General features: G+C 40.0%; 24 protein-coding genes. 15 read left to right on the forward strand and 9 right to left on the reverse strand.

The features are described 5' to 3' along the window. The first annotated feature begins 284 nt into the window (after positions 1-284). The gene (locus JOC74_RS07325; RefSeq protein WP_053603962.1) at positions 285-536 is read left to right on the forward strand and encodes a protein mistic; all 252 of its coding nucleotides are present in this window, start codon (positions 285-287) and stop codon (positions 534-536) included. Then, positions 533-1306: an ion channel gene (locus JOC74_RS07330; protein WP_053603963.1), complete on the forward strand. Its 774-nt coding sequence runs from the start codon at positions 533-535 to the stop codon at positions 1304-1306. Before JOC74_RS07325 ends, JOC74_RS07330 begins: the two co-directional genes overlap by 4 nt. Positions 1307-1487: 181 nt before the next feature. On the opposite strand, the gene JOC74_RS07335 is transcribed toward JOC74_RS07330, so the two are convergent. Together JOC74_RS07335 and JOC74_RS07340 are read right to left on the reverse strand one after the other, a co-directional pair. Continuing rightward, positions 1488-2840: a glucose-6-phosphate isomerase gene (locus tag JOC74_RS07335; RefSeq protein WP_053603964.1), complete on the reverse strand. Its 1353-nt coding sequence runs from the start codon at positions 2838-2840 to the stop codon at positions 1488-1490. Positions 2841-2996: 156 nt separating this feature from the next. Next, complete coding sequence (locus JOC74_RS07340) at positions 2997-4160, reverse strand: iron-containing alcohol dehydrogenase (RefSeq protein ID WP_053603965.1); 1164 nt, start codon at positions 4158-4160, stop codon at positions 2997-2999. A 142-nt stretch (positions 4161-4302) separates the two neighbouring features. On the opposite strand from JOC74_RS07340, the gene JOC74_RS07345 reads away from it, so the two are divergent. Then, positions 4303-4536, forward strand: coding sequence for a DUF378 domain-containing protein (locus JOC74_RS07345; RefSeq protein ID WP_053603966.1), 234 nt, complete (start codon positions 4303-4305; stop codon positions 4534-4536). A gap of 39 nt (positions 4537-4575) precedes the next feature. Here JOC74_RS07345 and yugI read toward each other — a convergent pair whose 3' ends face one another. The 3 genes from yugI to JOC74_RS07360 form a co-directional block, all read right to left on the reverse strand. Beyond that, the gene (gene yugI / locus JOC74_RS07350; RefSeq protein WP_053603967.1) at positions 4576-4962 is read right to left on the reverse strand and encodes a S1 domain-containing post-transcriptional regulator GSP13; all 387 of its coding nucleotides are present in this window, start codon (positions 4960-4962) and stop codon (positions 4576-4578) included. Positions 4963-5213: 251 nt separating this feature from the next. Next, positions 5214-6377, reverse strand: a complete 1164-nt coding sequence (locus tag JOC74_RS07355) for an aminotransferase (RefSeq protein ID WP_053603968.1) — start codon at positions 6375-6377, stop codon at positions 5214-5216. Then, entirely contained in the window at positions 6377-6877 is a 501-nt protein-coding gene (locus JOC74_RS07360; protein WP_053603969.1) for an Lrp/AsnC family transcriptional regulator, read from the reverse strand. The genes JOC74_RS07355 and JOC74_RS07360 overlap by 1 nt, the downstream gene beginning before the upstream one ends. Before the next feature lie 152 nt (positions 6878-7029). Here JOC74_RS07360 and JOC74_RS07365 point away from each other — a divergent pair, with 152 nt between their 5' ends. Further along, entirely contained in the window at positions 7030-7854 is an 825-nt protein-coding gene (locus JOC74_RS07365) for an alpha/beta fold hydrolase (protein ID WP_053603970.1), read from the forward strand. A 71-nt stretch (positions 7855-7925) separates the two neighbouring features. On the opposite strand, the gene JOC74_RS07370 is transcribed toward JOC74_RS07365, so the two are convergent. Then, positions 7926-8180: a DUF1871 family protein gene (locus JOC74_RS07370; RefSeq protein ID WP_053603971.1), complete on the reverse strand. Its 255-nt coding sequence runs from the start codon at positions 8178-8180 to the stop codon at positions 7926-7928. An 81-nt stretch (positions 8181-8261) separates the two neighbouring features. Between JOC74_RS07370 and JOC74_RS07375 the strand changes: the two genes are divergently transcribed. Then, on the forward strand, positions 8262-9425 hold the full coding sequence (locus JOC74_RS07375) for a MalY/PatB family protein (RefSeq protein ID WP_053603972.1): 1164 nt from the start codon (positions 8262-8264) through the stop codon (positions 9423-9425). A gap of 124 nt (positions 9426-9549) precedes the next feature. Next, positions 9550-9936 (forward strand): kinase-associated lipoprotein KapB, encoded by a 387-nt coding sequence (kapB, locus tag JOC74_RS07380; RefSeq protein WP_053603973.1) that lies wholly within the window; start codon positions 9550-9552, stop codon positions 9934-9936. 21 nt (positions 9937-9957) lie between these two features. Here kapB and kapD read toward each other — a convergent pair whose 3' ends face one another. Then, a complete protein-coding gene (gene kapD / locus JOC74_RS07385; RefSeq protein ID WP_053603974.1) occupies positions 9958-10578 on the reverse strand; it encodes a 3'-5' exonuclease KapD in 621 nt (206 codons plus the stop codon). A gap of 436 nt (positions 10579-11014) precedes the next feature. Between kapD and JOC74_RS07390 the strand changes: the two genes are divergently transcribed. Together JOC74_RS07390 and JOC74_RS07395 are read left to right on the forward strand one after the other, a co-directional pair. Next, positions 11015-12910 carry a transglycosylase domain-containing protein gene (locus JOC74_RS07390; protein WP_225970216.1) on the forward strand — a complete coding sequence of 632 codons (1896 nt, stop codon included), beginning with the start codon at positions 11015-11017 and terminating at the stop codon, positions 12908-12910. Positions 12911-12923: 13 nt separating this feature from the next. Then, complete coding sequence (locus JOC74_RS07395) at positions 12924-13334, forward strand: thiol-disulfide oxidoreductase DCC family protein (RefSeq protein ID WP_098945307.1); 411 nt, start codon at positions 12924-12926, stop codon at positions 13332-13334. Positions 13335-13344: 10 nt separating this feature from the next. On the opposite strand, the gene JOC74_RS07400 is transcribed toward JOC74_RS07395, so the two are convergent. Then, positions 13345-13902: a DUF5366 family protein gene (locus JOC74_RS07400; RefSeq protein WP_053606092.1), complete on the reverse strand. Its 558-nt coding sequence runs from the start codon at positions 13900-13902 to the stop codon at positions 13345-13347. Positions 13903-14087: 185 nt separating this feature from the next. On the opposite strand from JOC74_RS07400, the gene malK reads away from it, so the two are divergent. The 7 genes from malK to JOC74_RS07435 all read left to right on the forward strand — a co-directional run bounded on the left by malK (position 14088) and on the right by JOC74_RS07435 (position 23133). Further along, entirely contained in the window at positions 14088-15686 is a 1599-nt protein-coding gene (malK, locus tag JOC74_RS07405; RefSeq protein WP_053603976.1) for a malate sensor histidine kinase MalK, read from the forward strand. Next, entirely contained in the window at positions 15679-16386 is a 708-nt protein-coding gene (locus JOC74_RS07410) for a response regulator (RefSeq protein WP_053603977.1), read from the forward strand. Before malK ends, JOC74_RS07410 begins: the two co-directional genes overlap by 8 nt. Positions 16387-16842: 456 nt before the next feature. After that, positions 16843-17931 (forward strand): BMP family lipoprotein, encoded by a 1089-nt coding sequence (locus JOC74_RS07415; RefSeq protein ID WP_053603978.1) that lies wholly within the window; start codon positions 16843-16845, stop codon positions 17929-17931. 155 nt (positions 17932-18086) lie between these two features. Next, complete coding sequence (locus JOC74_RS07420; RefSeq protein WP_053606093.1) at positions 18087-19622, forward strand: guanosine ABC transporter ATP-binding protein NupO; 1536 nt, start codon at positions 18087-18089, stop codon at positions 19620-19622. Beyond that, on the forward strand, positions 19615-20661 hold the full coding sequence (locus JOC74_RS07425) for an ABC transporter permease (protein ID WP_053603979.1): 1047 nt from the start codon (positions 19615-19617) through the stop codon (positions 20659-20661). The genes JOC74_RS07420 and JOC74_RS07425 overlap by 8 nt, the downstream gene beginning before the upstream one ends. Beyond that, complete coding sequence (locus JOC74_RS07430) at positions 20662-21621, forward strand: ABC transporter permease (RefSeq protein WP_053603980.1); 960 nt, start codon at positions 20662-20664, stop codon at positions 21619-21621. A 207-nt stretch (positions 21622-21828) separates the two neighbouring features. Beyond that, positions 21829-23133 carry a 2-hydroxycarboxylate transporter family protein gene (locus tag JOC74_RS07435; RefSeq protein ID WP_376773384.1) on the forward strand — a complete coding sequence of 435 codons (1305 nt, stop codon included), beginning with the start codon at positions 21829-21831 and terminating at the stop codon, positions 23131-23133. 145 nt (positions 23134-23278) lie between these two features. Here the strand turns inward: JOC74_RS07435 and JOC74_RS07440 are convergent, their stop codons facing one another. After that, positions 23279-23470, reverse strand: a complete 192-nt coding sequence (locus JOC74_RS07440; protein WP_053603982.1) for a hypothetical protein — start codon at positions 23468-23470, stop codon at positions 23279-23281. Between the last annotated feature and the right edge of the window lie 27 nt (positions 23471-23497).

Raw genomic sequence — 23497 nt, forward strand, 5'->3', positions numbered from 1 at the left:
CTTCCCCTCTTGTGCAAGTAAAAATACATGCTATTAAAAAATAATTCTAATGAGCCGGCGTTCTTTTGTACAGTATTTTGGTCCGATATAATTGTGTTCCTTTTTCCCCTCATGTCCGAAAACAAATAAGAGACATGCCCATTCGGCGAATGAATGTCCAGCCATCTTTGCATCAGAACTTATGTCTATTTTTTTCTCAAGCATTTGTATTATTTGCTGCGTTTTTCACTAAAAACAGGGAACACTATTCGTATTACTAATTAGCCTAAAAGCAGGTGATCCCATTGAATGTATCAAGCAAAGAACAAAATCTTCTTAGCGGTGCTATCGATAAAATGAATGAAGGACTTGATGCCTTTATTCAGCTTTATAATGAAGCTAAGATACAAAAAAACAATATTGAATTTGATGAGGATACTCTGAAAGTTATTGAAGAAGCCATAGAAGTACACGGAAAAGAGACAATTGAAAAAAAGCTGAATCGAATTGTTCAGGAAATTCTATCCTTCAGCGTTACTGGGAATGGTGATTCATGATCAAATCGAATCGGATCTATATTACATGGCTGAAATGGCCGATTCTGATCAGAATGGCCGTTTTCGTTTTATTGGTCATCACCCTTTTCGGCACAGTTATCAGCTGGATAGAACCTAAAGAGTTTACCACCGTCTTTGAAGGCATATGGTGGGCGCTTGTCACAGTATCCTCAGTCGGCTATGGTGATTTCGCTCCTCGAACTACAGCGGGTCAAGTACTTGGCATGCTGCTTATTTTTGTCGGAGTTGGCATTTTTTCTGCCTACTTTGCGTCTATCTCATCGGCCACTTTCCATAAGCAGCATCGCTATTCAGAAGGAAAGGTAAGATATGAAGGCAGTGATCACATGATCGTTGTGGGTTGGAATGAAAAATCGAACAAGCTCATTCATACCATTCTAGCGGAGAAACGAACTACCCCTATCGTATTAATCGATGACACATTGAAGGAAGCCCCGCTTATAAATAACCTGCACTTCATTCGGGGAAACGCAACGGATAAATCCGTTCTGGAAAGAGCAAATACAGCACGCGCTTCGAGTGCTATCATTACGGCAGACCAACATAAAAATGAGTCGGATGCAGACATGCTGACGGTCTTAATCTTGCTTGCGTTAAAGGGATGTAATCGAGGCATCTATGCAATGGTTGAAATCGTGACAGACACGCAAGTAATAAACGCGGAACTGGCCGGAGCGGATTATATTCTGAATACATCAAATATGATATGCGATGCTATTATGGAGCATCGTCAGGAGGAGAAGCGGTAACTGAACTACAAACCACATGTGGATAGAAATATCGGAGGGATCTTCGATATATGCCGATATTTCTAAAAAACAAAAACAAGCATAATGAGTGCAAGCTTCGTTGAATTCGTCCCGGATAATCTCGGCCATTACTAAAAGAAAACGGCAGACCCTGTAAGTCTGCCATTTCTACTATACCCTATTAGTCTTCTAACCGTTTCTCAAGCTCTGCTTTTTTCTCTTCGAATCCAGGTTTGCCTAGAAGCGCAAACATATTCACTTTGTATGCTTCAACTCCCGGCTGGTCAAACGGATTTACACCGAGAAGGTATCCGCTCATCGCACATGCTTTTTCAAAGAAGTATACGAGATAGCCGAAAGTAAATTCGTTTTGCTCAGGAATGTTGACAATCAAGTTTGGCACGTTGCCGTCTGTATGGGCAAGCATTGTTCCCTGGAATGCTTTTTTATTGACGAAATCGACCGTTTTGCCGGCAAGGTAGTTTAAGCCGTCAAGGTCACTTTCTGCTTCTTCAATGGATAACTCATGCTTTGGCTTTTCTACGTTAATAATTGTTTCAAATAAGTCTCTTCTGCCCTCTTGAACGTATTGGCCCAGAGAATGAAGATCCGTTGAAAAATTAGCGGATGAAGGATAAATACCTTTTTCGTCTTTTCCTTCACTTTCTCCGAATAGCTGCTTCCACCATTCTGCATAATATTGCAAGGACGGCTCATAGTTGATAAGCATTTCAATCGTTTTGCCTTTGTTGTATAAAATATTACGAACAGCTGCATATTGATAGGCTGGATTCTCTTCAACTTCAGATGAAGAGAAATCTTTTCTGGCTTGGGCTGCCCCTTTCATCATTTCGTCAATATCGGCTCCGCTTACAGCGATCGGAAGCAAGCCTACGGCAGTCAATACAGAGTACCTGCCGCCAACATCATCAGGAATGATAAAGGACTCAAAGCCCTCTTCTGTGGCAACGGTTTTTAATGCGCCTTTTTCTTTGTCAGTTGTTGCATAAATTCGTTTTGCCGCTTCCTCTTTTCCGTATTTCTTTTCGAGAAGGTCGCGGAAAATACGGAATGCAATAGCAGGCTCTGTCGTTGTTCCTGATTTACTGATGACATTAATAGAGAAATCAACGTCTTGCAATAAATCCATAACATCTTTCATATAAGAAGAGCTGATATTATTCCCGATAAAAAGTACTTGCGGTGTATTTCTTTTTTCTTTTGGAAGCACGTTGTAGAACGAATGGTTAAGAAATTCAATTGCTGCCCGTGCTCCCAAGTACGAACCACCGATCCCAATGACTAACAAAACGTCAGAATCTGATTTAATCTTCTCAGCTGATTGTTTAATTCTTGCAAATTCGTCTTTATCATAGTTTTCCGGAAGGTCAACCCAGCCCAAAAAATCACTACCAGCACCAGTTTTTTCATGGATGGTGTGGTGGGCAACTTTTACTAAATCACTTAAATATGTAATTTCATGTTCACCGAAAAATGGTAGTGCCTTTGAATAATCAAATTGGATATGTCCCATTTTTTTGCCTCCCAATTGCCTTAAGATATTATCATATTCACTTTATATGAAGTTATTTACGAAAGCAAGCCTCTGACCCGTTATGAGAAAAAACGCCTATTTCACAACTTAAAAAATCATGTCCAAAAGCATAGCTTTTGGACATAAAAAACAATTTTATAACGATGAAGATAAAATAGCTACGACATCGTCCTTATTCAATGTTTTAAAGCGGCCAAAATCTCCATTTATTACTGCCTTGTCTGCCATGACGTCGATTTTTTCATCTGTAATTTCATAATCGGCAAGCTTATTCGGCGCACCAAGACTTGTCCAGAACCCGCTTAGTTTATCGATTCCTTCGAGAGCCGCTTCACGATCAGATTTTCCGTTAGTATCAACGTCAAATACACGAACAGCAAGCTGAACAAATCGGCTGATATTCTCATCGAGAGTATGCCTCATCCAATTCGGGAAAAGAATCGCCAGTCCGCCAGCGTGCGGAATATCATAAACGGCAGAGACAGAGTGCTCAATATTATGAGTAGCCCAATCGCCTCTATAGCCCATTTGCAGCATGCCGTTTAAAGCAATCGTTCCTGAATACAAAATAGTTTCGCGGAGCTCATAATTCTCGAGGTCATCAACTAATTTCGGTGCAGCCTCGATGACTGTTTTTAATAAGGACTCACACATTCTGTCCTGCAGTGGTGTGTTTTTCGTATGGTGAAAATACTGCTCCAGCACATGGGACATCATATCAACGATTCCGTAAATAGTGTGGTTTTTAGGCACAGATATCGTGTTGGCCGGGTCAAGAATTGAAAATTTCGGGAAAACAAGCGGAGAACCCCATCCGTATTTTTCATTTGTTTCCCAATTAGTAATGACAGAACCCGAGTTCATTTCAGAACCGGTTGCGGCTAATGTGAGTACTGTTCCAAAAGGCAAGGCTTCTTGCGGAATATGTTTCTTCGTTACGATATCCCACGCGTCACCATCGAAAACCGCGCCGGCAGCTACAGCCTTCGTACAATCAATGACACTGCCTCCTCCAACAGCTAAAAGAAAGTCAATGTTTTCAGCCTTGCAAATCTCAACCCCTTTTTTTACTGTCGTTAGTCTTGGATTGGGTTCGACACCTGAAAGCTCATATATGTTTGCGCCTATTTTATTCAGAATCTCTGTCACCTGGTCGTATAGGCCGTTACGTTTAATGCTTCCTCCCCCATAAACCAAGAGAATATTTTTTCCGTACTTCGGCACTTCGTCCGTAAGCTTTTCTACTTCTCCTTTACCAAAAATTAATTTGGTAGGATTCCAATATGTAAATTTTTCCATTATTTTCGCCTCCTTTTAAAATTATTATGGCCCAGTCAACATTCCTGTGTAAAGTGATGCGCATTCTAAACTAATATGTATAAATTATTTGCGATTGATGCACTCTATTGTTGCAGGATGAATAAAAAAGGAGGATTTTCAAATGAGTATGCTGCAACGTATTGCTCTTATCTTCACGGTCATCGGCGCAATAAACTGGGGACTAATAGGTTTCTTTCAATTTGATTTAGTAGCAGCGATTTTCGGAGGGCAAGGATCACTGTTATCACGAATTATTTATAGTATTGTCGGAATTGCAGGACTGATCAACATCGCACTGATATTTAAACCGCAAGAAGAAGCGGTGCGCGACGAGCCCGAACCGGAAATGCGCTAATTCAAAAAAACCGAACCACATAAGGGTTCGGTTTTTAAATTACTTTTTAATCAAATCTTTGCGATTTGATTGTTCAATCCATTCTTCAAGCTTGTCTTTTAGCGTATTGAAGCCTTGTGAAGAAGCAGCATCTTTTTGAGTTGATTGAATTTGTTTTTTTGGCTTCGCTTCTTTTTTCTCTGGAGCCTCTTGCGTTGCGCGGATCGAAAGGCTGATTTTCCCGGATTTTTCATCCACAGAAAGTACTTTCACTTGCACTTCGTCACCAATCGCTAGATGTTCATTTATATCTTTAACAAATCCGTGAGTAACTTCGGAAATGTGCACAAGCCCTTGAGTTTCTTCATCTAACGCAACAAAAGCGCCGTAAGCTTGCAATCCGGTTACTTTACCACTATACACGCTGCCCGTTTCAAAATTTGCCAATCATAACACTCCTAAATCTTTGTATTTATTCTCGAATTATACGCAATTAAAAATTATAGCATACATGCATAGTATTAGCAAAAAAAGATTAACGAAAAAAGAATTAACGGAAAAATGTTTTAAAATTGAGATAAGGGGAATACATACAACTGCCAAAGGCTTTCAAGTATCCCCCCCTTTATAGATGGAGTGATCATTTTCACTCCGTCTTTTTTATCATATTTACACGATATTTTTCACCATCAAGCTCACTATATGTTCTTTAAGAACCTGTTGATTCTGCTTAACGCCTCCTGCAATTGTTCTAAAGATGAAGCATATGAGCAGCGAATAAATCCTTCTCCGCTTTCTCCGAAGGCATTTCCTGGAACAACGGCTACTTTTTCTTGAACCAAAAGTTTTTCAGCAAATTCTTCAGAGCTCATGCCTGTATTCTTTATCGAGGGAAACGCATAAAAGGCGCCGCCTGGATTGTGGCAATTAAGTCCCGCTTCATTGAGAGACTCCACAAAAATATTCCGTCTCCGGCGATAGCTTTTTTTCATCTTTTCTACGTCCTTCATTCCGTTTTTCAGTGCTTCTTCCGCTGCAAATTGAGCCATTGTCGGCGCACACATCATTGAATATTGATGGATTTTTAGCATGGCATCTTTTAAAAAAGTCGGTGCTGCCACATAGCCAAGCCTCCAGCCTGTCATCGCAAATCCTTTTGAAAATCCGGATACAAGGATGGTTCGCTCTCTCATGTTTCCAATCGCTGAAAAGCTTGTAAAATCTTCATCATACGTTAATTCTGCGTAGATTTCGTCGGAGATAACAATCAAATCATTTTCTTCAGCAAATTCAGCAATTTGCTCCAGTTCTTCCTTTGAGTAAACAGATCCGGTCGGATTAGAAGGACTGCAGAGTATGATCGCCTTCGTTTTATCCGTATATGCCGATTCCATCTCCTTCTTGGAAGCTTTAAATCCGTTTTCCTGCAACGTATATACAGGCACCGGAACACCCCCGCTTAATGTGACGAGTGCCCCATAAGAGACAAAGCAAGGCTCAGGGATAATGACCTCATCTCCGGGATTCAAAATCGAGCGCAGCGAAATATCAAGCGCCTGGCTCGCTCCAACTGTGACAATGATTTCACTGTCAGGAGAGTAGGAGATGCCAAAGCGCTTCGACAGATACTTCGATATTTCACATCTCAATGAATACAGCCCCGCATTTGCCGTATACGATGTAAATCCTTGTTCCAAAGACAAGATGCTTGCTTCTCTTACATTCCAAGATGTTACAAAATCCGGTTCCCCTACACCAAGTGATATGACACCTTCCATCGTTTGGGCTAGATCAAAAAATTTTCGGATACCTGATGGTTTAATCTGTTGAACGGTTTGTGATAAATATCGGGAAGAAGCCATTACGGAGACACCACGATCCTTTTATCATCATCACCTGAGTCAAAAACCTTTCCATCGTGCTTATATTTTTTTAAAATAAAGTGAGTAGTCGTCGAAACAACAGATTCAAGTGTCGACAATTTTTCAGATACAAAGCTTGCAATGTCCGACATCGTTTTCCCTCGGATGACAACAGATAAATCATACACTCCGGACATAAGGTAAACGGATTCGACCTCTTGAAACCTGTAAATCCGTTCAGCGATATCATCAAATCCTACACCTCTTTTTGGTGTCACCTTTACGTCAATCATTGCTGTAACTCCTTCATGGCCATCCACTTTTCGCCAGTCGATCATTGCCGAATAGTCAATTATCACTTTTTCTTTTTCAAGCTTTTCGATAATCTTTCTTGCTTCTTCTACCTTCACTTTTGCCATTTTGGCTATTGTATCAATATCAATGCGGCTGTTTTCTTCAACTATTTCCAGTATTTCTTTTTCTGTTTCTGTCAGCTTCACTAATTAACACACCTTTGTTGTCAGAAATTTTCACAATATTATAACATGAATTATGAACTAATGCTTTTTTCGCTTGAAAAATAAATAAACGGGTACCATAATACATACATGCTTAACAACCAATAAGAGATAAAAAATTGGAGTGAGTAACCATGCAAACACTTAATTGTACACATATAAAAACAATAAAAGGCGTCAATATCTATTACGAGCATTATGAAAACGCAGGCAAACAATCACTAGTGCTCATTCACGGGTTTCTTTCTTCGACATTCAGCTTTCGAAGATTAATTCCGCTGCTGAAAAAGGACTTTAACCTGATCGCAGTCGATCTTCCTCCTTTTGGCAGATCTGAAAAATCGAAGAAATTTATCTACTCATATAAAAATATGGCTGAGCTTGTCCTTGAGCTCATTCAATTAATGAACATAAAAAATCCAATTCTTGTCGGGCATTCCATGGGAGGCCAGATCTCGTTATACGCTGCCAAACAGAGACCTGATTTAATTAAGAAGGTTGTCTTGCTGTGCAGCTCCGGGTATTTAAAAAAATCTCACCCTTCTCTCATTTTCGGAACGCACGTGCCCTATTTTTATTTATATATTAAGCGTTGGATAAGCAAGCAGGGAGTTCTGAAAAACCTTTCGAATGTCGTTCATGATCGTTCACTTATTGACCAAGAGATGATCGAAGGCTATATGAAACCTTTTTTGGATGATCAAATTTTTATAGCAATGACCAGGCTCATCCGCCACCGGGAAGGCGACTTATCAACTACCGATTTAAAAAGCATCGAAACCCCTTCATTATTGATCTGGGGGGAAGAGGACAAAGTAGTTCCAATTCAAATCGGGCAGCGCCTTCATGGGGATTTGCAGGATTCCCGATTCTATTCCCTTAAAAAAACAGGGCATCTGGTGCCGGAAGAAAATCCAAATTACGTTTCAGAAAAAATCGCCAATTTTTGCATGATTTAGATGCATGTCATGTGTATTGAAATTGAAGGCTTGTTAATTGGACAAGCGGCTACCCGAGCCGACTGTCCAATTTAGCAAGTGCTTTGTTCTTTTATGGCCAGCAGTTCTTCCGCAAGTTTCACACATTCGGATAAATCCAAATTTTGATCAAATGAAATTTCATAAATAGCCTGAATCTCTTTACCTAAAATTAAAGAATCATCAAACAGATAAACGGCACGGACGACGTCAACTGGTTCCGTCTCATAAAAGCCTTCTCCTTGTGCAAAAGGATCCCACTTTTTGACGATATCGATCATGTGCTGTACTGCACGGCTTTCTTCCATTTTCATCACCACTACTCGAAAAATTTGCTCTCTTATTTTATCATAGTTAAAGGAAATCAAATAATAGTTCGAGGTGAAAAAATGATTTTTGATCAATTAGAAAAGAGATACGGTTCACAATCAGTAAAATGGGATTTAACAAAAGAGCTTTTCGGAGCGGATGATGCCCTGCCAATGTGGGTAGCCGATATGGATTTCAAAGCGCCTGATGCCGTTATTGGCGAGTTGCAAAAACGTCTTGAGCATGGAATTTTCGGATATTCTTCTCCTACTCTTGATACCAAAAAATCAGTGGTCAACTGGCTTTTAAGTCGCCATAATTGGGAGATACAGCAAGACAGCCTGGTATTTTCCCCAGGAATCGTTACCGCTTTGAGCATGGCGGTACAAGCCTACACAGAGCCAGGTGATCAAGTGGGAATACTGGTTCCCGTTTATACTCCTTTTCATAATGTCGTGAAAGATAATCATCGCAAGCTGATAACAAGCTCTTTAATGGAAAAGAACGGAAGGTATGAAATAAACTTTGACGAACTTGAGGAAATGCTGAAGCAGCCTGAAACAAAATTGTTTATTTTCTGCCATCCTCATAATCCTTCAGGGAGAGCTTGGACAAAAGAGGAGCTTGCCAAAATAGGAGATCTTTGCTTGAAACATCAAGTGATGGTCATTTCTGATGAAATCCATTCCGATTTAATGCTTTACAATAAGCGCCATGTGCCATTAGCATCTCTTTCTCCCGAGTTAGCGGATCAAACGATCACATGCGTCGCGCCAAGTAAGACATTTAATTTGGCTGGCTTGCAAGCCTCCGCTATCATCATTCCTAATGGAAAAAAAAGAAAGCTCTTCACAGAAACGATGAATAGAAATGGGTTAAACGCATTAAATTCTTTTGCTATCACCGCCATAGAAGCAGCTTATTCATATGGGGAGAATTGGCTAGAGGAGCTCATTCCTTACCTCGAAAAAAACGTAGATTTAGTAAAAACCAGCCTTCAGGAGTCTCTTCCGGAAGTTAAAGTAATGATTCCAGATGCTTCTTATCTTCTCTGGATCGACTGCAGGAATTTAGGTCTTACAGACAAAGAGTTGGCACATCAGCTTATTCATAAAGGCAAGCTGATTCTCGAACCCGGCGATAAGTACGGAGCCGGCGGTGAGGGCTTCGTTCGAATGAATATAGGCTGCCCTCTTCAAACGGTTAAAGACGGTATCAGCCGTTTCATTTCAACTTTTCAATAATCCTCCCAGAACACCCTATTCTATTTTTAGATACGGGTGTTCTTTTAACGTGATAAACGATTTATTACGATTAGATTTTCTATTTGATTATTTTTTTGTACAATATGAAAAAGAGGTGGTTTTAATGAATGAATTTCAAATCGGCGACGATGTAAAAGTTTTTTATAAAACGGGGGCATACACAGGAGTCATAACGGATATAAAACCCGCCCATTATCTTGTCAGAGTCCAATCCGTGGATAAACATCCCGACCAAGGAGACTTGCACAATCCTAAACGAGTAGATGTACCGCTTTTTCATGAAAGAAGAGCTCTTGCCTTTCGTGAACAAGTAAATATACCTTTCCAAATGGTGAAAAAATTTGACGGCAGCCATTCGGACTATGAAGAATCTCTGCGGACAGCGATAGAAAAACTAAAAACTCGGCTTAAAGAGGACGATTCTCTTTGGGCAAAAAAATCACTGGAGAATCTAAGTACTCTTGCCGAAGAATATTTCCAAACAAAATAACCCAATGGATGATTGGGTTATTTACGTTGCGTTTTTACGAAGCACCCCCGTTAAATCAATAACATCACCAATTTTCGTAGGCTTTGGATTCATTAAATATTTTTTGTCATTTTCGACTTTTTGAAACAAGTGAAAGGTAGTGAGTGCATCATCCAAGGCCTTATGATGTTTTCCGGTGCCTTTATCCCCATATTCCTCTGCAGCTTTCCATAATCCAGTCAGTGTTTTGTCACCAAAGAAATTTTTGTATTCCAAAGATAAGTCCCGAAGCTCTCCCTTGAATGGAAAAGGAATATGATTGATCATGCAATTATGCTTTAACACCTTCATATCCATACTCCCCCAAGTGATAATGACACTGTTCTTTTCAGAATCAAATTCTTTTAATTTATTGATAAAGTCTTCAAACTTCATACCGCTGTCAATGTCCTCTTGTTTAATCTTTAAAAATTTTTTGCAGCGCTCTGTTAATTTCCCGAATTTTTTTGGCTTGATATAATTTGAAAATGTCTCTGCAATCTTACCATCTTCAACTTTAACAACCCCAGCTTCAATAATTTCAGGGAAAAAATTTTGCGGTTGGTACTTGCCCTCTGGCATTGTAAATTCAAAATCAATGATCAATATAGCGCTTTGTTCCAATAGTCACACCTGCCTCTCATGCGCTTTGCTGCCATTATTATTCAATATATTATATCAGTATTTCCTTATTTTAACTGTATTTTTTCTGAAAATAATGAATACTCCCATAAATATTGTACTTGGACGAATTTTTTCTCTTATAATTATTAAGGAACCCGAAGTAAAGTGAACCTTCATTCTGTGGGGATTTTCCGGCGTACAGGATTGTGATAGTGAAAGCTTCCTCTTGTGCTTTTGCCTTCGTTCATTATCCTGTTCAACTAGCCCTATTTGGAGTGAAACCTGTTACTAAAAAAACGTATTTTTCTTTTTAAGGAGGATGCTTGCTATGAAAGCAAAAAGTGAGCAAAAACTAGTTACTCTCGAAAACAAGCTGACTACAAATCTTTGATTCAATAACTTTTTTCTTCTCGCTACCTGGAAATAATGGTACGATATGGCTAGATTAAGTAGAAAGAGAGTGACGATATTGCGAGCAGCCTTAGGATGGATCATGCTAGCATGCCTGATTCCATTATTTGTGTTAGCTTTAATCCGTTCCGGAGAAGAAGTTGGTCAAATGAAATCTTTGGGACAGGTTTTAGATGAGAAAGTAGAGCTATCAAAAATAGATCTCGTTCAAAACAGCTACATCTACGACCGAGATGAAGACTTGATTTCTGAAGTGGTGAACGATGAGAATCGAATGATTGTCCCCTTTGAAGATATCCCCGATGCTGTAAAGAATATCTTTCTAACCTCTGAAGACCAGAATTTTTATGAACACAGAGGCATTGACTTTAATGGCATTGCCAGGGCGGCACTGGCTAACCTGAAAAAGGGTGAAATTGACCAAGGCGGAAGCACGATTACCCAACAGCTTTCAAGAAATCTATACTTAAATCACGAACGAACGTATAACAGAAAGCTAACTGAGCTATTGTATTCCTACCAATTGGAAAAAGAGCTTTCAAAGGATGAAATTCTCTATTATTATCTAAACACCATTTTCTTTAATCATGGTGTTTATGGAATCGGCTCAGCAGCAGAGTATTACTTTAACAAACCGCTGAAATCTCTAACTCTGGCAGAGATGGCATTTATTTGTGCAATTCCTAATAATCCTTCATTATATGATCCGTTAAAGCATTTTGATCACACGAAAGACCGGCAAATCCGATTATTGGACGGCTTAAAAAAAGCGGGAAAAATTTCAGATAAAGAATTAAAAAGCGCTGCAGCAGAAGACATAAAGCTAAGCATAAAAGAGAAGAAAAATGTTTTTCCCGACTATGTAACCTACGTCAATGACGAATTTAAAGAATTGGTAGCCGAGAACGAAGGCTACAATAAGAGAATTAATAAGGCAAAGCCAGAAGAAAAAAAAGCCATTGAAGAAGAGCTGAACAAACGGATAAGTACCGTTCTAAAAAGCGGCGTGAAGATATATACCGCAATGGATCCTTATATGCAAAAACGCGTGACTGAACGGGTAAATTCTATGCTGCCCTATCAGGACATCCAAGGTGCTGCCGTCGTTATCAATCATCAAACCCATCAAATCACAGCACTTTCCGGCGGTAAAGACTATCAAAAATTTGATTTCAACCGCGCGTATCAAGCCTTTCGACAACCCGGCTCTTCTATTAAGCCTTTGCTTGACTATGGACCATACATTGAAGAAACGGGTGCAACCACAAATAGCTTAATCGATGCAAGAAAATTTTGCAGTAACGAGTATTGCCCAAACAATTATAATGAAAAAACGTACGGAACCGTTTCGTTAAGAACTGCCTTTAAATATTCGTACAACACACCCGCTGTCAGAATACTCGACAGAATTGGTGTGAAAACAGGCTTTAGCTATCTTGAACCCTATCATTTCCAGGAATTGCATAAGGAAGACTACCGGCTGCCGTCCGCTCTTGGCGGATTGACCGTTGGTGTCTCTCCTTTAGAAATGACAGATGCGTATACGACCTTTGCCAATGACGGAAGCTATACGAAAAGCCATGCGATAAAAAAAGTGACTGATTTAAAAGGTAAAGTATTATACGAATGGAAGGATAAGCCGCAGCAGATTTTCAGCAAAAGAACCAACGATCAAATGAGAAAGCTTCTGACTGCCGTTGTTAAGGAAGGGACCGGGAGAAAAGCAAACTTCTCCTCCCCTTACATCGGCGGCAAAACAGGCACGTCAAACGACTACCATGACATTTGGTTTATAGGCCTAACCGATCAATACTCCATGGGGGTCTGGGTCGGAAAAGATCAGCTCGGAAACGTGGAATCTATCTACAAATCAGGACCGCATTTATCTATTTGGAGACAGACTATGAATATTTCCTATTAAAGGGGGGATGTTTCTGATGGATGAACAACAACCGATTATATTGTTCGACGGGGTTTGCAACCTATGCAACGGAGCTGTCCAATTTATTATTAAAAGAGATCCGCAAGCCCGGATCTCCTTTGCTTCGTTACAGTCTTCAATCGGTCAGAAGCTTCTGGAACGGCATGAGCTGCCCAAAAGTGATTTTGATACCTTTATCATGATTGAAAATGGTAAAATCCGGACAAAATCGACCGCGGCTCTAAAAACCCTCCGATATTTAAACAGAGCGTGGAAATGGGCTTACCTGCTTATTGTTATTCCAAAACCGTTCAGAGATGCCATCTACAGCTATATTGCAAAAAATCGTTATAAATGGTTTGGAAAACAAGAACATTGCATGATACCAACCAAGGACACGAAGAAACGATTTTTACACGAATAAAATGGCCGGCTTACACAGGTAAGCTGGCCATAATACTGTTATAGAGCTTAATAACGACATAAAAAATTGCCATAACAAAAGCAAACCAAAAAATTAATTCAAATAAGATAAACCCGATCAAAGAAACAAGCGAAAGCGTCGCTTGAATCTTGTAAACAATGAAAATAAAATAAGACAGCGTCGCTATCAATATTACAGCCAAGATGAAAAGCGGCTGCTGGATGAATGCGAGAGACACTAGGCTTGATCCTAAATAAAACACGGATCCAATCCGGATTTTTTTCAAATTCTCCCCTTCAGGATCTTTGGAAAAAAAGAGCAGCGCCAGCTCCGTTATCGTATCAGCGATCAATTTAAGAGCTGAAAACAACATAAAAAATATAAGAGCGAACACGATAAATAAACCGATCCGGATTTCATTAGCTGAAAGAAACTCAAGCATGCCATTGTAAATACTATATGTTTGTAACAGCTCGGTAACATACGCAGTCGCTGCCAGTGAACACGAGGCGCTGAATAACAAAATCGAAATAAGTGGAAAATAGCTAGTAAAATAAGTGTTTTTCATAGTATTACCCTTTCTGTAGCATTCCTCACTTATTATGGACGACATGACAAGGATTGACAAGAAGAAGTTCCCCCTGATCAGAGTCCGCTTTTCAATACCTCTTCTTTCTTCACAAATCAACCTTTTCTCTGTAAAGTATACTTTATAGATTTTCTATCTATACTCTTTCATAAGGAGAGTTCTTTTTGAGAAAAACATTGCGACTCCAAACCCGTTTAACACTATTTGTTTGTATTGTAGTTCTGATATCCCTATTAATCACCTTGGTTTTCATCAGCATAGACACCGAACGGAATATCCATGACCAAGAAAAAATGGTTGCAGTACATACAGCAAAAATGGTTGCTGAATCCAATATGGTTAAGGAAGCCTTTGAAACCAAGGATTTCGATGAATTGGAGGATTATACGAACCACATACAGAAAATCACCGAGACAAAATTTATTGTCGTCATGAATATGAACGGGATAAGACTAACCCATCCGGATCCATCGAAAATCGGCAAACGATTTTCCGGAGGAGACGAAAAACCGGTACTCTCAGGAAAAGAACATATCTCAACTGCTTCGGGCACACTTGGAGACTCGCTTAGGGCTTTTATTCCTATCTATAATAATGAAGGAGATCAAGTTGGAGCTGTAGCAGTGGGAATTACCATGGATGAAATTAACGATATTATTACTGCTCATTTATTGCCCTTATATTTTGCTATCTTTATTAGCTTAGGTGTAGGTGTAATTGGGGCTGTTTTTGTCGCACGAAAGGTTAAGAACTTGATGTTCGGCATGGAGCCGGATGAAATAGCTACCATATTAAAACAACGAAGCGCCATGCTTGAATCTACAAAAGAAGGCATCCTGGCCATTGATAAAACAGGAAAAATTACGCTCGTAAACGCAGAGGCAAAGCGTCTGTTTTCAAAAATGGGGATCAGCAAAAATCCGTTAAATCAAGAACTGAAAAAACTTCTGCCAAACAGCAAGCTCTTGCAGGTAATTGAATCAAAAAAACCGCAAAACGACAGGATCATTCGAATGAACGGCTTGGAGCTTGTTTTTAATGAAGTCCCCATCCAATTAAAAGGAGAAATTGTCGGAGCCATTGCTACCTTCCGGGATAAAACTGAGGTCAAGCATCTGATGGAACAATTAACGGGGATTAAAATGTATGCCAATGCTTTAAGAGCCCAATCCCATGAATTTATGAACAAGCTTCATGTCATTCTTGGTCTCGTCCGCTTAAAAGATTACGACGAGCTCGGCGAGTATATAAAGGATATTGCGATAAATCAGCAAACAGTAACAACCGAGGTGATCAACCGAATCAAAAACCCTGTTCTTGCGGGGTTCTTGCTTGGTAAACAAAGCTATATAAGAGAACAAGGGGCTTCTTTACAAATCGTGTGTGAATCTGTCATTCCGAATACCTCTGTCTCTTCTGTCATCCATGATTTAATCACTGCGATCGGTAATTTATTAAATAATGCGCTGGACGCTGTCTCAGCATCAGAAATAAAAGAAATATCATTATCTCTTAAGTATAAAAACGATCAGCTTTTTATCGAGGTGATTGATTCAGGAACAGGAATATCAAAAGAAGAACAATCAAAAATGTTTGAGCAGGGATACTCTACAAAGGGAAAAAACAGAGGCTACGGCCTGTATTTGGTGGAGCAAAGCGTTGAGAGATTGAACGGACATATCGTCCTCATTAGTGAAAAAGGCGAGGGATCAGCCTTCAGCATCAGAATTCCATACATCCAGAAGGAGGAAAAAAATGATTGACGTTCTAATCGTAGAAGATGATCCAATGGTAGGTGAGTTAAACAAACGGTATATACAACAGCTCGAAGGCTTTAATATTATAGGAATTGCTTCGTCCTATCAGCATGCCCTTCAATTTATTAAATCGCATCAAGTGGATTTGGTGCTACTCGACATTTATATGCCGGGTAAAAATGGCATTGAGCTTTTGCAGGAAATTCGAACACAGGATGAATCAGTGGATGTCCTCATCATATCAGCCGCAAGTGAAGGCGATATCATCCGTAAAGCGATGAGGCTTGGTGCGGTTGATTATTTGATCAAGCCTTTTGAAAATGAACGATTTCACTCAGCTTTGAACGAGTACAAAAGAAAACAGGAGATTTTCTTGAACAAAAGCGGCTTCAACCAAAAAGATTTGGATCAAGAATTGCTGCTGAAAAAAGGGTCCCCAGACAAAACACAGCTTCCAAAAGGTCTGACAAAAAGTACGTTAAAGCTGATTTGGAACAGCATTCTTTCGTTTCACAGTGAAAACTTTACGACAGAAGACGTGGCGAAGCAAACAGAAATTTCTCAGGTTTCCACCAGAAAGTATTTGAAATTTTTAGAAGATATTCAAGTTGTTCACGTCGAAATGGCATACGGTACCGTAGGAAGACCTGTTTTTCAATACAAAATCAATTATAAGGAAATAAATAACATGATTCATTATCTTTAGTTTTTTATACTATCACAGTAATTGTAAAAATTAATGTTATATTTTATTACAAATTAATAGCAATTTCATTTTATTTGTTATAGAAGAATATAGTATAGAAGCTTTTTTATCAATGAAAAATGAAATCCTTCCTATAAAATTCATTTTCCGAAAAAATTTTTTCAATTTGCACAATTACCTATTTATTTATTTATCTTAAAGTGATAAATTATGAATGATTAGGTGATTATGATCCTGCGTCAGAGGTCTGAGCCGAAGAAAAAACAAAGATGGGCAGCATACATAATAGTAATATTGTCACATAAAAAAAGAGAAAGTGACATATTCCCCTTGAAGAAACAGGTCTTTTCTCCCTTCTCTTCTTGAAATCCACCTTAGATCGCCTTCTTTATAACATCTGCTGAGTCACTGAACCGTCTTAATCGCTGATAATTTAATTACAGGGGGTTTTTTAATTTGAAAAAGCGAAAAGTAGGACTTGCCCTTTCTTTAGTCTTAGCTGCTGGAACTTTCCTTACTGCATGCGGCAGCAATAATGAAAGTTCTTCCGGTGATAGTACAGGAGGAAAATCGGATTTCACAGTTGGTATGGTAACTGATACTGGCGGAGTTGACGATAAATCGTTTAACCAATCTGCTTGGGAAGGCATTCAAAAGTTTGGTAAGGATACCGGCCTTGAAAAAGGTAAGAAAGGCTACGATTATGTCCAGTCTGAAAGTGATGCGGACTATACAACGAACTTAAACCAAATGGTCCGACAAAAATTCCAATTGATCTATGGTGTTGGCTATCTTCTTGCTGAACCGCTATCAGATGTTGCTGACCAGCAAAAAGATACAAACTTTGCCATTATCGATTCAGTAGTGAAGAAGGATAACGTGGCTAGCATCACCTTTAAAGAGAATGAAGGATCGTTCCTTGTCGGAGTAGCAGCGGGCTTGTCTACCGAATCCAATAAAATCGGTTTTGTCGGCGGTATGGATTCCGAATTGATTAAAAAGTTTGAAGCAGGATTCAAAGCTGGTGTTCATTCAGTAAATCCAGATGCAGTAGTACAAGCGAAATATGCCGGTGACTTCGGTAAGCCAGAGCTTGGAAAGTCAATCGCGGAAAGCATGTACAAATCAGGAGTTGACGTTATTTACCAAGCAGCAGGCGGAACTGGCAACGGTGTATTTACAGAAGCCATCAACCTGAAAAAGCAAGATAAAAACCGAAAAGTATGGGTTATCGGTGTTGATAGAGACCAGTATGAAGAAGGCAACGTACCGGGAACCGATTCAAACGTAACATTAACTTCCATGGTTAAGCGTGTCGATTTAGCTGTTGAAGACGTTGCGAAAAAATCGAACGAAGGAAACTTCCCTGGCGGTGAAATCCTGCAATACGGCCTGAAAGAAGACGGCATCGGAATTTCCGAGCATACTGAAAATCTTTCTGAGGATACAGTAAAATCAGTGGATGAGTGGAAGCAAAAACTACTTAGCGGTGACGTAACCGCTCCTTCTACAGATGAAGAATTAAAAGAATTTATGAAAAAATAGGATACAAACCGGGATAAGGCTTTACCTTATCCCCCTTTTTTCGAGTGAAAGACATACGAAAATCTAAATTGGAGAAGGTAAAGGAAAAGTTGCAATTCATACCTGCAGCTTTTCTTTTGTTGATATCTCAATTTCATAGAGGGAGCGATTTAGCGGTGGATTACGTTATTGAAATGTTGAATATACGTAAAGAATTTCCCGGGATTGTCGCCAATGATGATATCACCCTGCAGGTGAAAAAAGGTGAAATCCATGCACTATTAGGAGAAAACGGAGCTGGAAAATCGACACTGATGAATGTTCTTTTCGGATTATACCAGCCGGAAAAAGGCGAAATACGGGTCGATGGGAAGCCTGTCAAAATCACGAATCCTAATATAGCAAATGACCTTGGAATCGGTATGGTCCATCAGCATTTTATGCTCGTCGATACCTTTACAGTCACAGAAAATATCATTCTTGGAAAAGAACCCAGCAAGATGGGGAAAATGGACGTGAAAAGCGCGTCCAGAGAGATTAAAAAATTATCAGATCAATACGGGCTGCAAATCGATCCCGATGCAAAGATTTCGGATATTTCCGTAGGCATGCAGCAGAGGGTTGAAATCTTAAAGACACTGTACCGTGGAGCAGATATTCTTATCTTTGATGAGCCTACTGCGGTACTGACTCCGCAAGAAATAACTGAGCTTATGCAGATTATGAAAAATCTGATTAATGAAGGAAAATCGATTATCCTTATCACTCATAAATTAAAAGAAATTCTGGCTGTTTGTGAAAGAGTCACAGTTATTCGAAAAGGAAAAGGCATCAAAACACTGAATGTAAGCAATACGAATCAGGATGAACTTGCTAGTTTAATGGTTGGCCGCGATGTTTCATTTAAAACGGTAAAGGATGAAGCAATCCCTGCTGAAGAAGTGTTATCCATCAAAAACCTTTCAGTTAAGGATATTCGTGGCGTTGATGCTGTCAAAAACTTAAATCTATCAATCAGAGCCGGAGAAATTGTCGGACTGGCCGGGGTAGACGGAAACGGACAATCAGAATTAATTGAAGCGATCACAGGCTTGCGGAAATCCGATTCAGGAACGATTTCGTTAAACGGGAAAGAGATTCAAAATACGCCGCCTAGAAAGATTACCCAGCAGGGAGTCGGCCATATCCCGCAAGACAGGCACAAGCACGGACTTGTTCTCGACTTTCCAATCGGAATAAATATGATACTACAAAACTATTATCTCCCGCCTTATTCAAAAAACGGCATTTTGAATTACAAAAAAATCTATGAAAAGGCAAAACAGTTAATCAGTGAATTCGATGTGAGAACTCCGAATGAATATACTGAAGCCAGAGCTCTATCCGGCGGAAACCAGCAAAAAGCGATTATCGGCAGAGAAGTTGACCGTGACCCCGATTTGTTAATCGCAGCCCAGCCGACACGCGGACTGGATGTCGGTGCGATTGAATTTATTCACAAACGGTTGATCGATCAAAGAAACAATGGCAAAGCTGTCCTTCTCTTGTCTTTTGAATTAGATGAAATTTTAAATGTCAGCGACCGAATCGCCGTTTTGTTTGAAGGGAGCATTATCGCAATTGTAGATCCGAAAGATACATCAGAACAGGAATTAGGTCTGCTTATGGCCGGCAGTACGAAAAAGGAAGCGGGGAACGAAGCTAATGTTTAAACGATTAAACAACATCCTCGTCCCTATTACAGCAATTGCACTTGGATTAATTGTTGGGGCGGTAATTATGATGATGAGCGGATACAACTTGGCTAACGGGTACTCGGCTCTTTGGAACGGAATTTTTGCAGATACTTGGACAATGGGTGAAACAGTAAGGCAAATTACACCTTATATCCTGTCAGGACTGGCGGTTGCCTTTGCCTTTCGCGCAGGGCTGTTCAATATTGGCGTTGAAGGCCAGGTCCTCGTTGGCTGGACGGCTGCAGTATGGGCAGGTACGACTATTCATGCACCAGCATACATTCACCTCCCTCTTTCCCTGCTTATTGCAGCACTCGCAGGTGGTTTATGGGGATTCATACCGGGATTTTTAAAAGCTCGTTTTTATGTCCATGAGGTTATCGTAACGATCATGATGAACTATGTAGCCCTTCATGTGACAAACTACATAATCTCAAATGTACTAACTGATCATAAGGACAAGACAGGCAGAATTGCAGAAACAGCGTCGCTCCGCTCTTCTATTTTTGAAGAGGCAACTTTTAATTCAAGAATGCATTGGGGAATTGTAGTAGCCATTATTGGCGCCATCATTATGTGGTTTATTTTAGAGAAAACAACAAAAGGTTTTGAGTTAAAAGCTGTTGGATTAAATAAACACGCTTCTGCATATGCCGGCATGAGTGTTAAGAAAAATATCATCACTGCAATGGTAATTTCCGGAGCATTCGCAGGTCTTGCCGGTGCAATGGAAGGACTGGGCACGTTTGAATACGCCTCTGTTAAAGGAGCGTTTACCGGAGTCGGCTTTGATGGAATTGCTGTTGCCTTACTCGGCGGAAATACTGCTGTAGGTGTCGTTCTTGCTGCAGCTCTTCTCGGCGCCTTAAAGGTAGGGGCATTAAATATGCCGCTTGAAGCCGGAGTACCTACTGAAGTTGTTGACATTATTATCTCTATTATTATTCTTTTCGTGGCGGCAAACTACTTAATCCGCCTCGTTAGTGCGAGAATAACGAAAAAGGGGGATAAATAAGTGGATTTGATGCAAATATTATCAATTATTGTTCCTGCTACCCTTGTTTATTCTGCACCGCTTATTTTGACAGCCTTAGGCGGAGTTTTTTCCGAAAGATCAGGTGTCATCAATATCGGTCTTGAGGGGCTAATGATTATCGGAGCTTTTTCAGGCATCGTATTCAACATCTTTTTTGCAGAAATATTCGGTTCGGCAACACCATGGGTAGGCTTGCTCGTTGCAATGGCAGCCGGCGGAATATTCTCCCTCATCCTTGCAGTTGCCGCTGTTACCCTTCGTTCAGACCAGACAGTAACCGGAGTTGCGTTGAATATGCTTGCACTTGGGACCACTCTTTACTTTGTGAGATTACTTTTTGATAAAGGACAAACAGATAAAATTCCTGTACCTTTTTATAAAGTGAACATCCCCTATTTAAGCGAAATACCATTTATCGGGAAGATTCTTTTTTCTGATGTGTACTATACGTCTGTATTAGCCATTGTCCTAGCCATTATTGCTTGGTATATCATTTATAAGACTCCCTTTGGGCTTAGAATACGCTCGGTAGGCGAGCATCCAATGGCCGCTGATACAATGGGAATCAATGTTTTTAAAACAAGATATTTTGCTGTTTTCATCAGCGGGATGTTTGGCGGGCTTGGTGGAGCGGTATACGCGACTACCATTTCTCTTGATTTTAGCCATTCAACAATAACGGGCCAGGGTTTTATCGCATTGGCAGCTCTCGTATTCGGGAAATGGAATCCGCTCGGCGCTCTTGGTGCTGCATTGTTTTTTGGATTTGCCCAAAGCTTAAGCATTATTGGATCATTATTGCCATTCTTCAGCGGAATACCAAATGTCTACATGTTAATTGCTCCATATGTATTGACAATATTGGCGTTGACAGGATTTATCGGACGTGCTGATGCTCCAAAAGCGAATGGCATCCCTTATATTAAAGGCAGAAGATAAATAAATAACTCCTAAGGTAACCGGCTGTTATCGGCCGGTTATTTTTAACAATAAAAAAATAAATGACTTTTCCGATTATTTTAATTAATTAAAACTTTTTTTATTTAATTAAATACAAAAGATGTCCCCTCTCTTTTACAATAACGAAACAAGGGGGTTACAGACATGTTGACATCAAAAGAAATGAAATCGGTTACAAAAAATACAATGATCGATGAAAACCTAAATGTGTTTCAAAAATTATTAAAATGGGAAATTGGCGGAGTTATCTCCTTCCCGGTATATGTCATTTTAGCAATCATCATTTTTTTGGCGGCATATTTTCACCAGCTTCCAAATAATATGCTGGGCGGGTTTGCGGTGATCATAATTATCGGGATGCTTCTTGGCGATATCGGCCAAAAAATCCCCATACTAAAAAATATCGGCGGACCTGCGATCTTGTCCTTATTTGTTCCGTCACTGCTGGTGTTTTATGAGGTAATTAATCCCGCGGCGTTAGCTGCCTCAGAAACATTAATGAAAACAGCTAACTTTTTGTATTTTTATATTGCCGCTTTAGTCGTTGGAAGTATACTAGGAATGAACCGAATTGTCTTAGTGCAAGGTTTCATTCGTATGTTTATCCCTCTAATCGCCGGTACGTTTGCCGCAATTAGTGCGGGACTGTTGGTTGGTGTACTTTTTGGCAGAAGTGTTTATGAGACATTTTTCTTTATTATCGTCCCGATTATCGCAGGAGGCATCGGAGAAGGGATACTTCCGCTGTCGATCGGCTACGCCGGAACCTTAAACGTGGCAAACGAACAGCTCGTTTCTCAGCTTATTCCGGCAGCTGTCATTGGCAACATTTGTGCAGTTATCGCCGCAGGCCTGCTTAAATCGCTTGGCGAAAAAAAGCCTGAACTAACAGGTAATGGCCGTCTCGTAAAATCAAATAAAGATGACGCAATTTTCAATCAAAAAGAAGCTCCATTAAAAATTGATTTAAAGCTAATAGGTGCGGGAGTACTTCTGGCGTGTTCATTCTTTGTCGTTGGCGGACTGCTTGAAAAATTCGTCCACATTCCTGGACCGATCTTAATGATTATTCTTGCAACACTTGTGAAATATATGATGCTCCTTCCTGGGAAACTCGAAAGTGGAGCGCAGCAATTTTACAAGCTAATGTCTTCCAGCTTTACCTATCCGTTAATGGTGGGACTTGGAATGCTTTATATTCCATTAGATGATGTAGTAAAAGTAATTGACTTGTCCTACGTGCTGATCTGCGCTACTGTCGTAATATCGATGTTTAGTGCAGGCTGGTTCGTTGGAAAGCTGATGAAAATGTTCCCTGTCGATGCAGCGATTGTGACTGGCTGCCATAGCGGACTTGGCGGCACAGGAGACGTAGCGATCCTTTCTGCATCAAACCGCATGGAACTTATGCCCTTCGCACAGATTTCTACCCGTCTGGGAGGTGCAGCCACTGTCATTATCGCAACGATTTTATTGAGATTTTTCAACTGAAAAAGAAAAGAGCGGCAATCGCCGTTCTTTTTTAATCCCGCATTTCAATGTTCCAGAGTTCGGGTAGTAACAATCGGGTAATTACCTGTTTCAACGCCTCCACTAGCATTTCCTAATGCATTCCCCCACTGGTCTAAGGTTCGCCTTATCTTTTCACAACTCTGATATATTCTCTTGCTTCAAAAGGAACCTCTTGATTCTCAAAATCTGCCACGTATAACGGGAAAAGGATATCAGTTTCTTCGATTTCTTTTAGTTTATTCCTGTACTCTGATAATGCTGCCGCTCCTAAGATCACAGTGAAAATTCCGATACTGATCATTGCTTTTATCTTCATATGCCACCTCTTATTCCAGCTTGAGCG

This window comes from Bacillus capparidis (genome assembly GCF_017832095.1).
Lineage (GTDB): Bacteria > Bacillota > Bacilli > Bacillales > Bacillaceae > Bacillus > Bacillus gobiensis.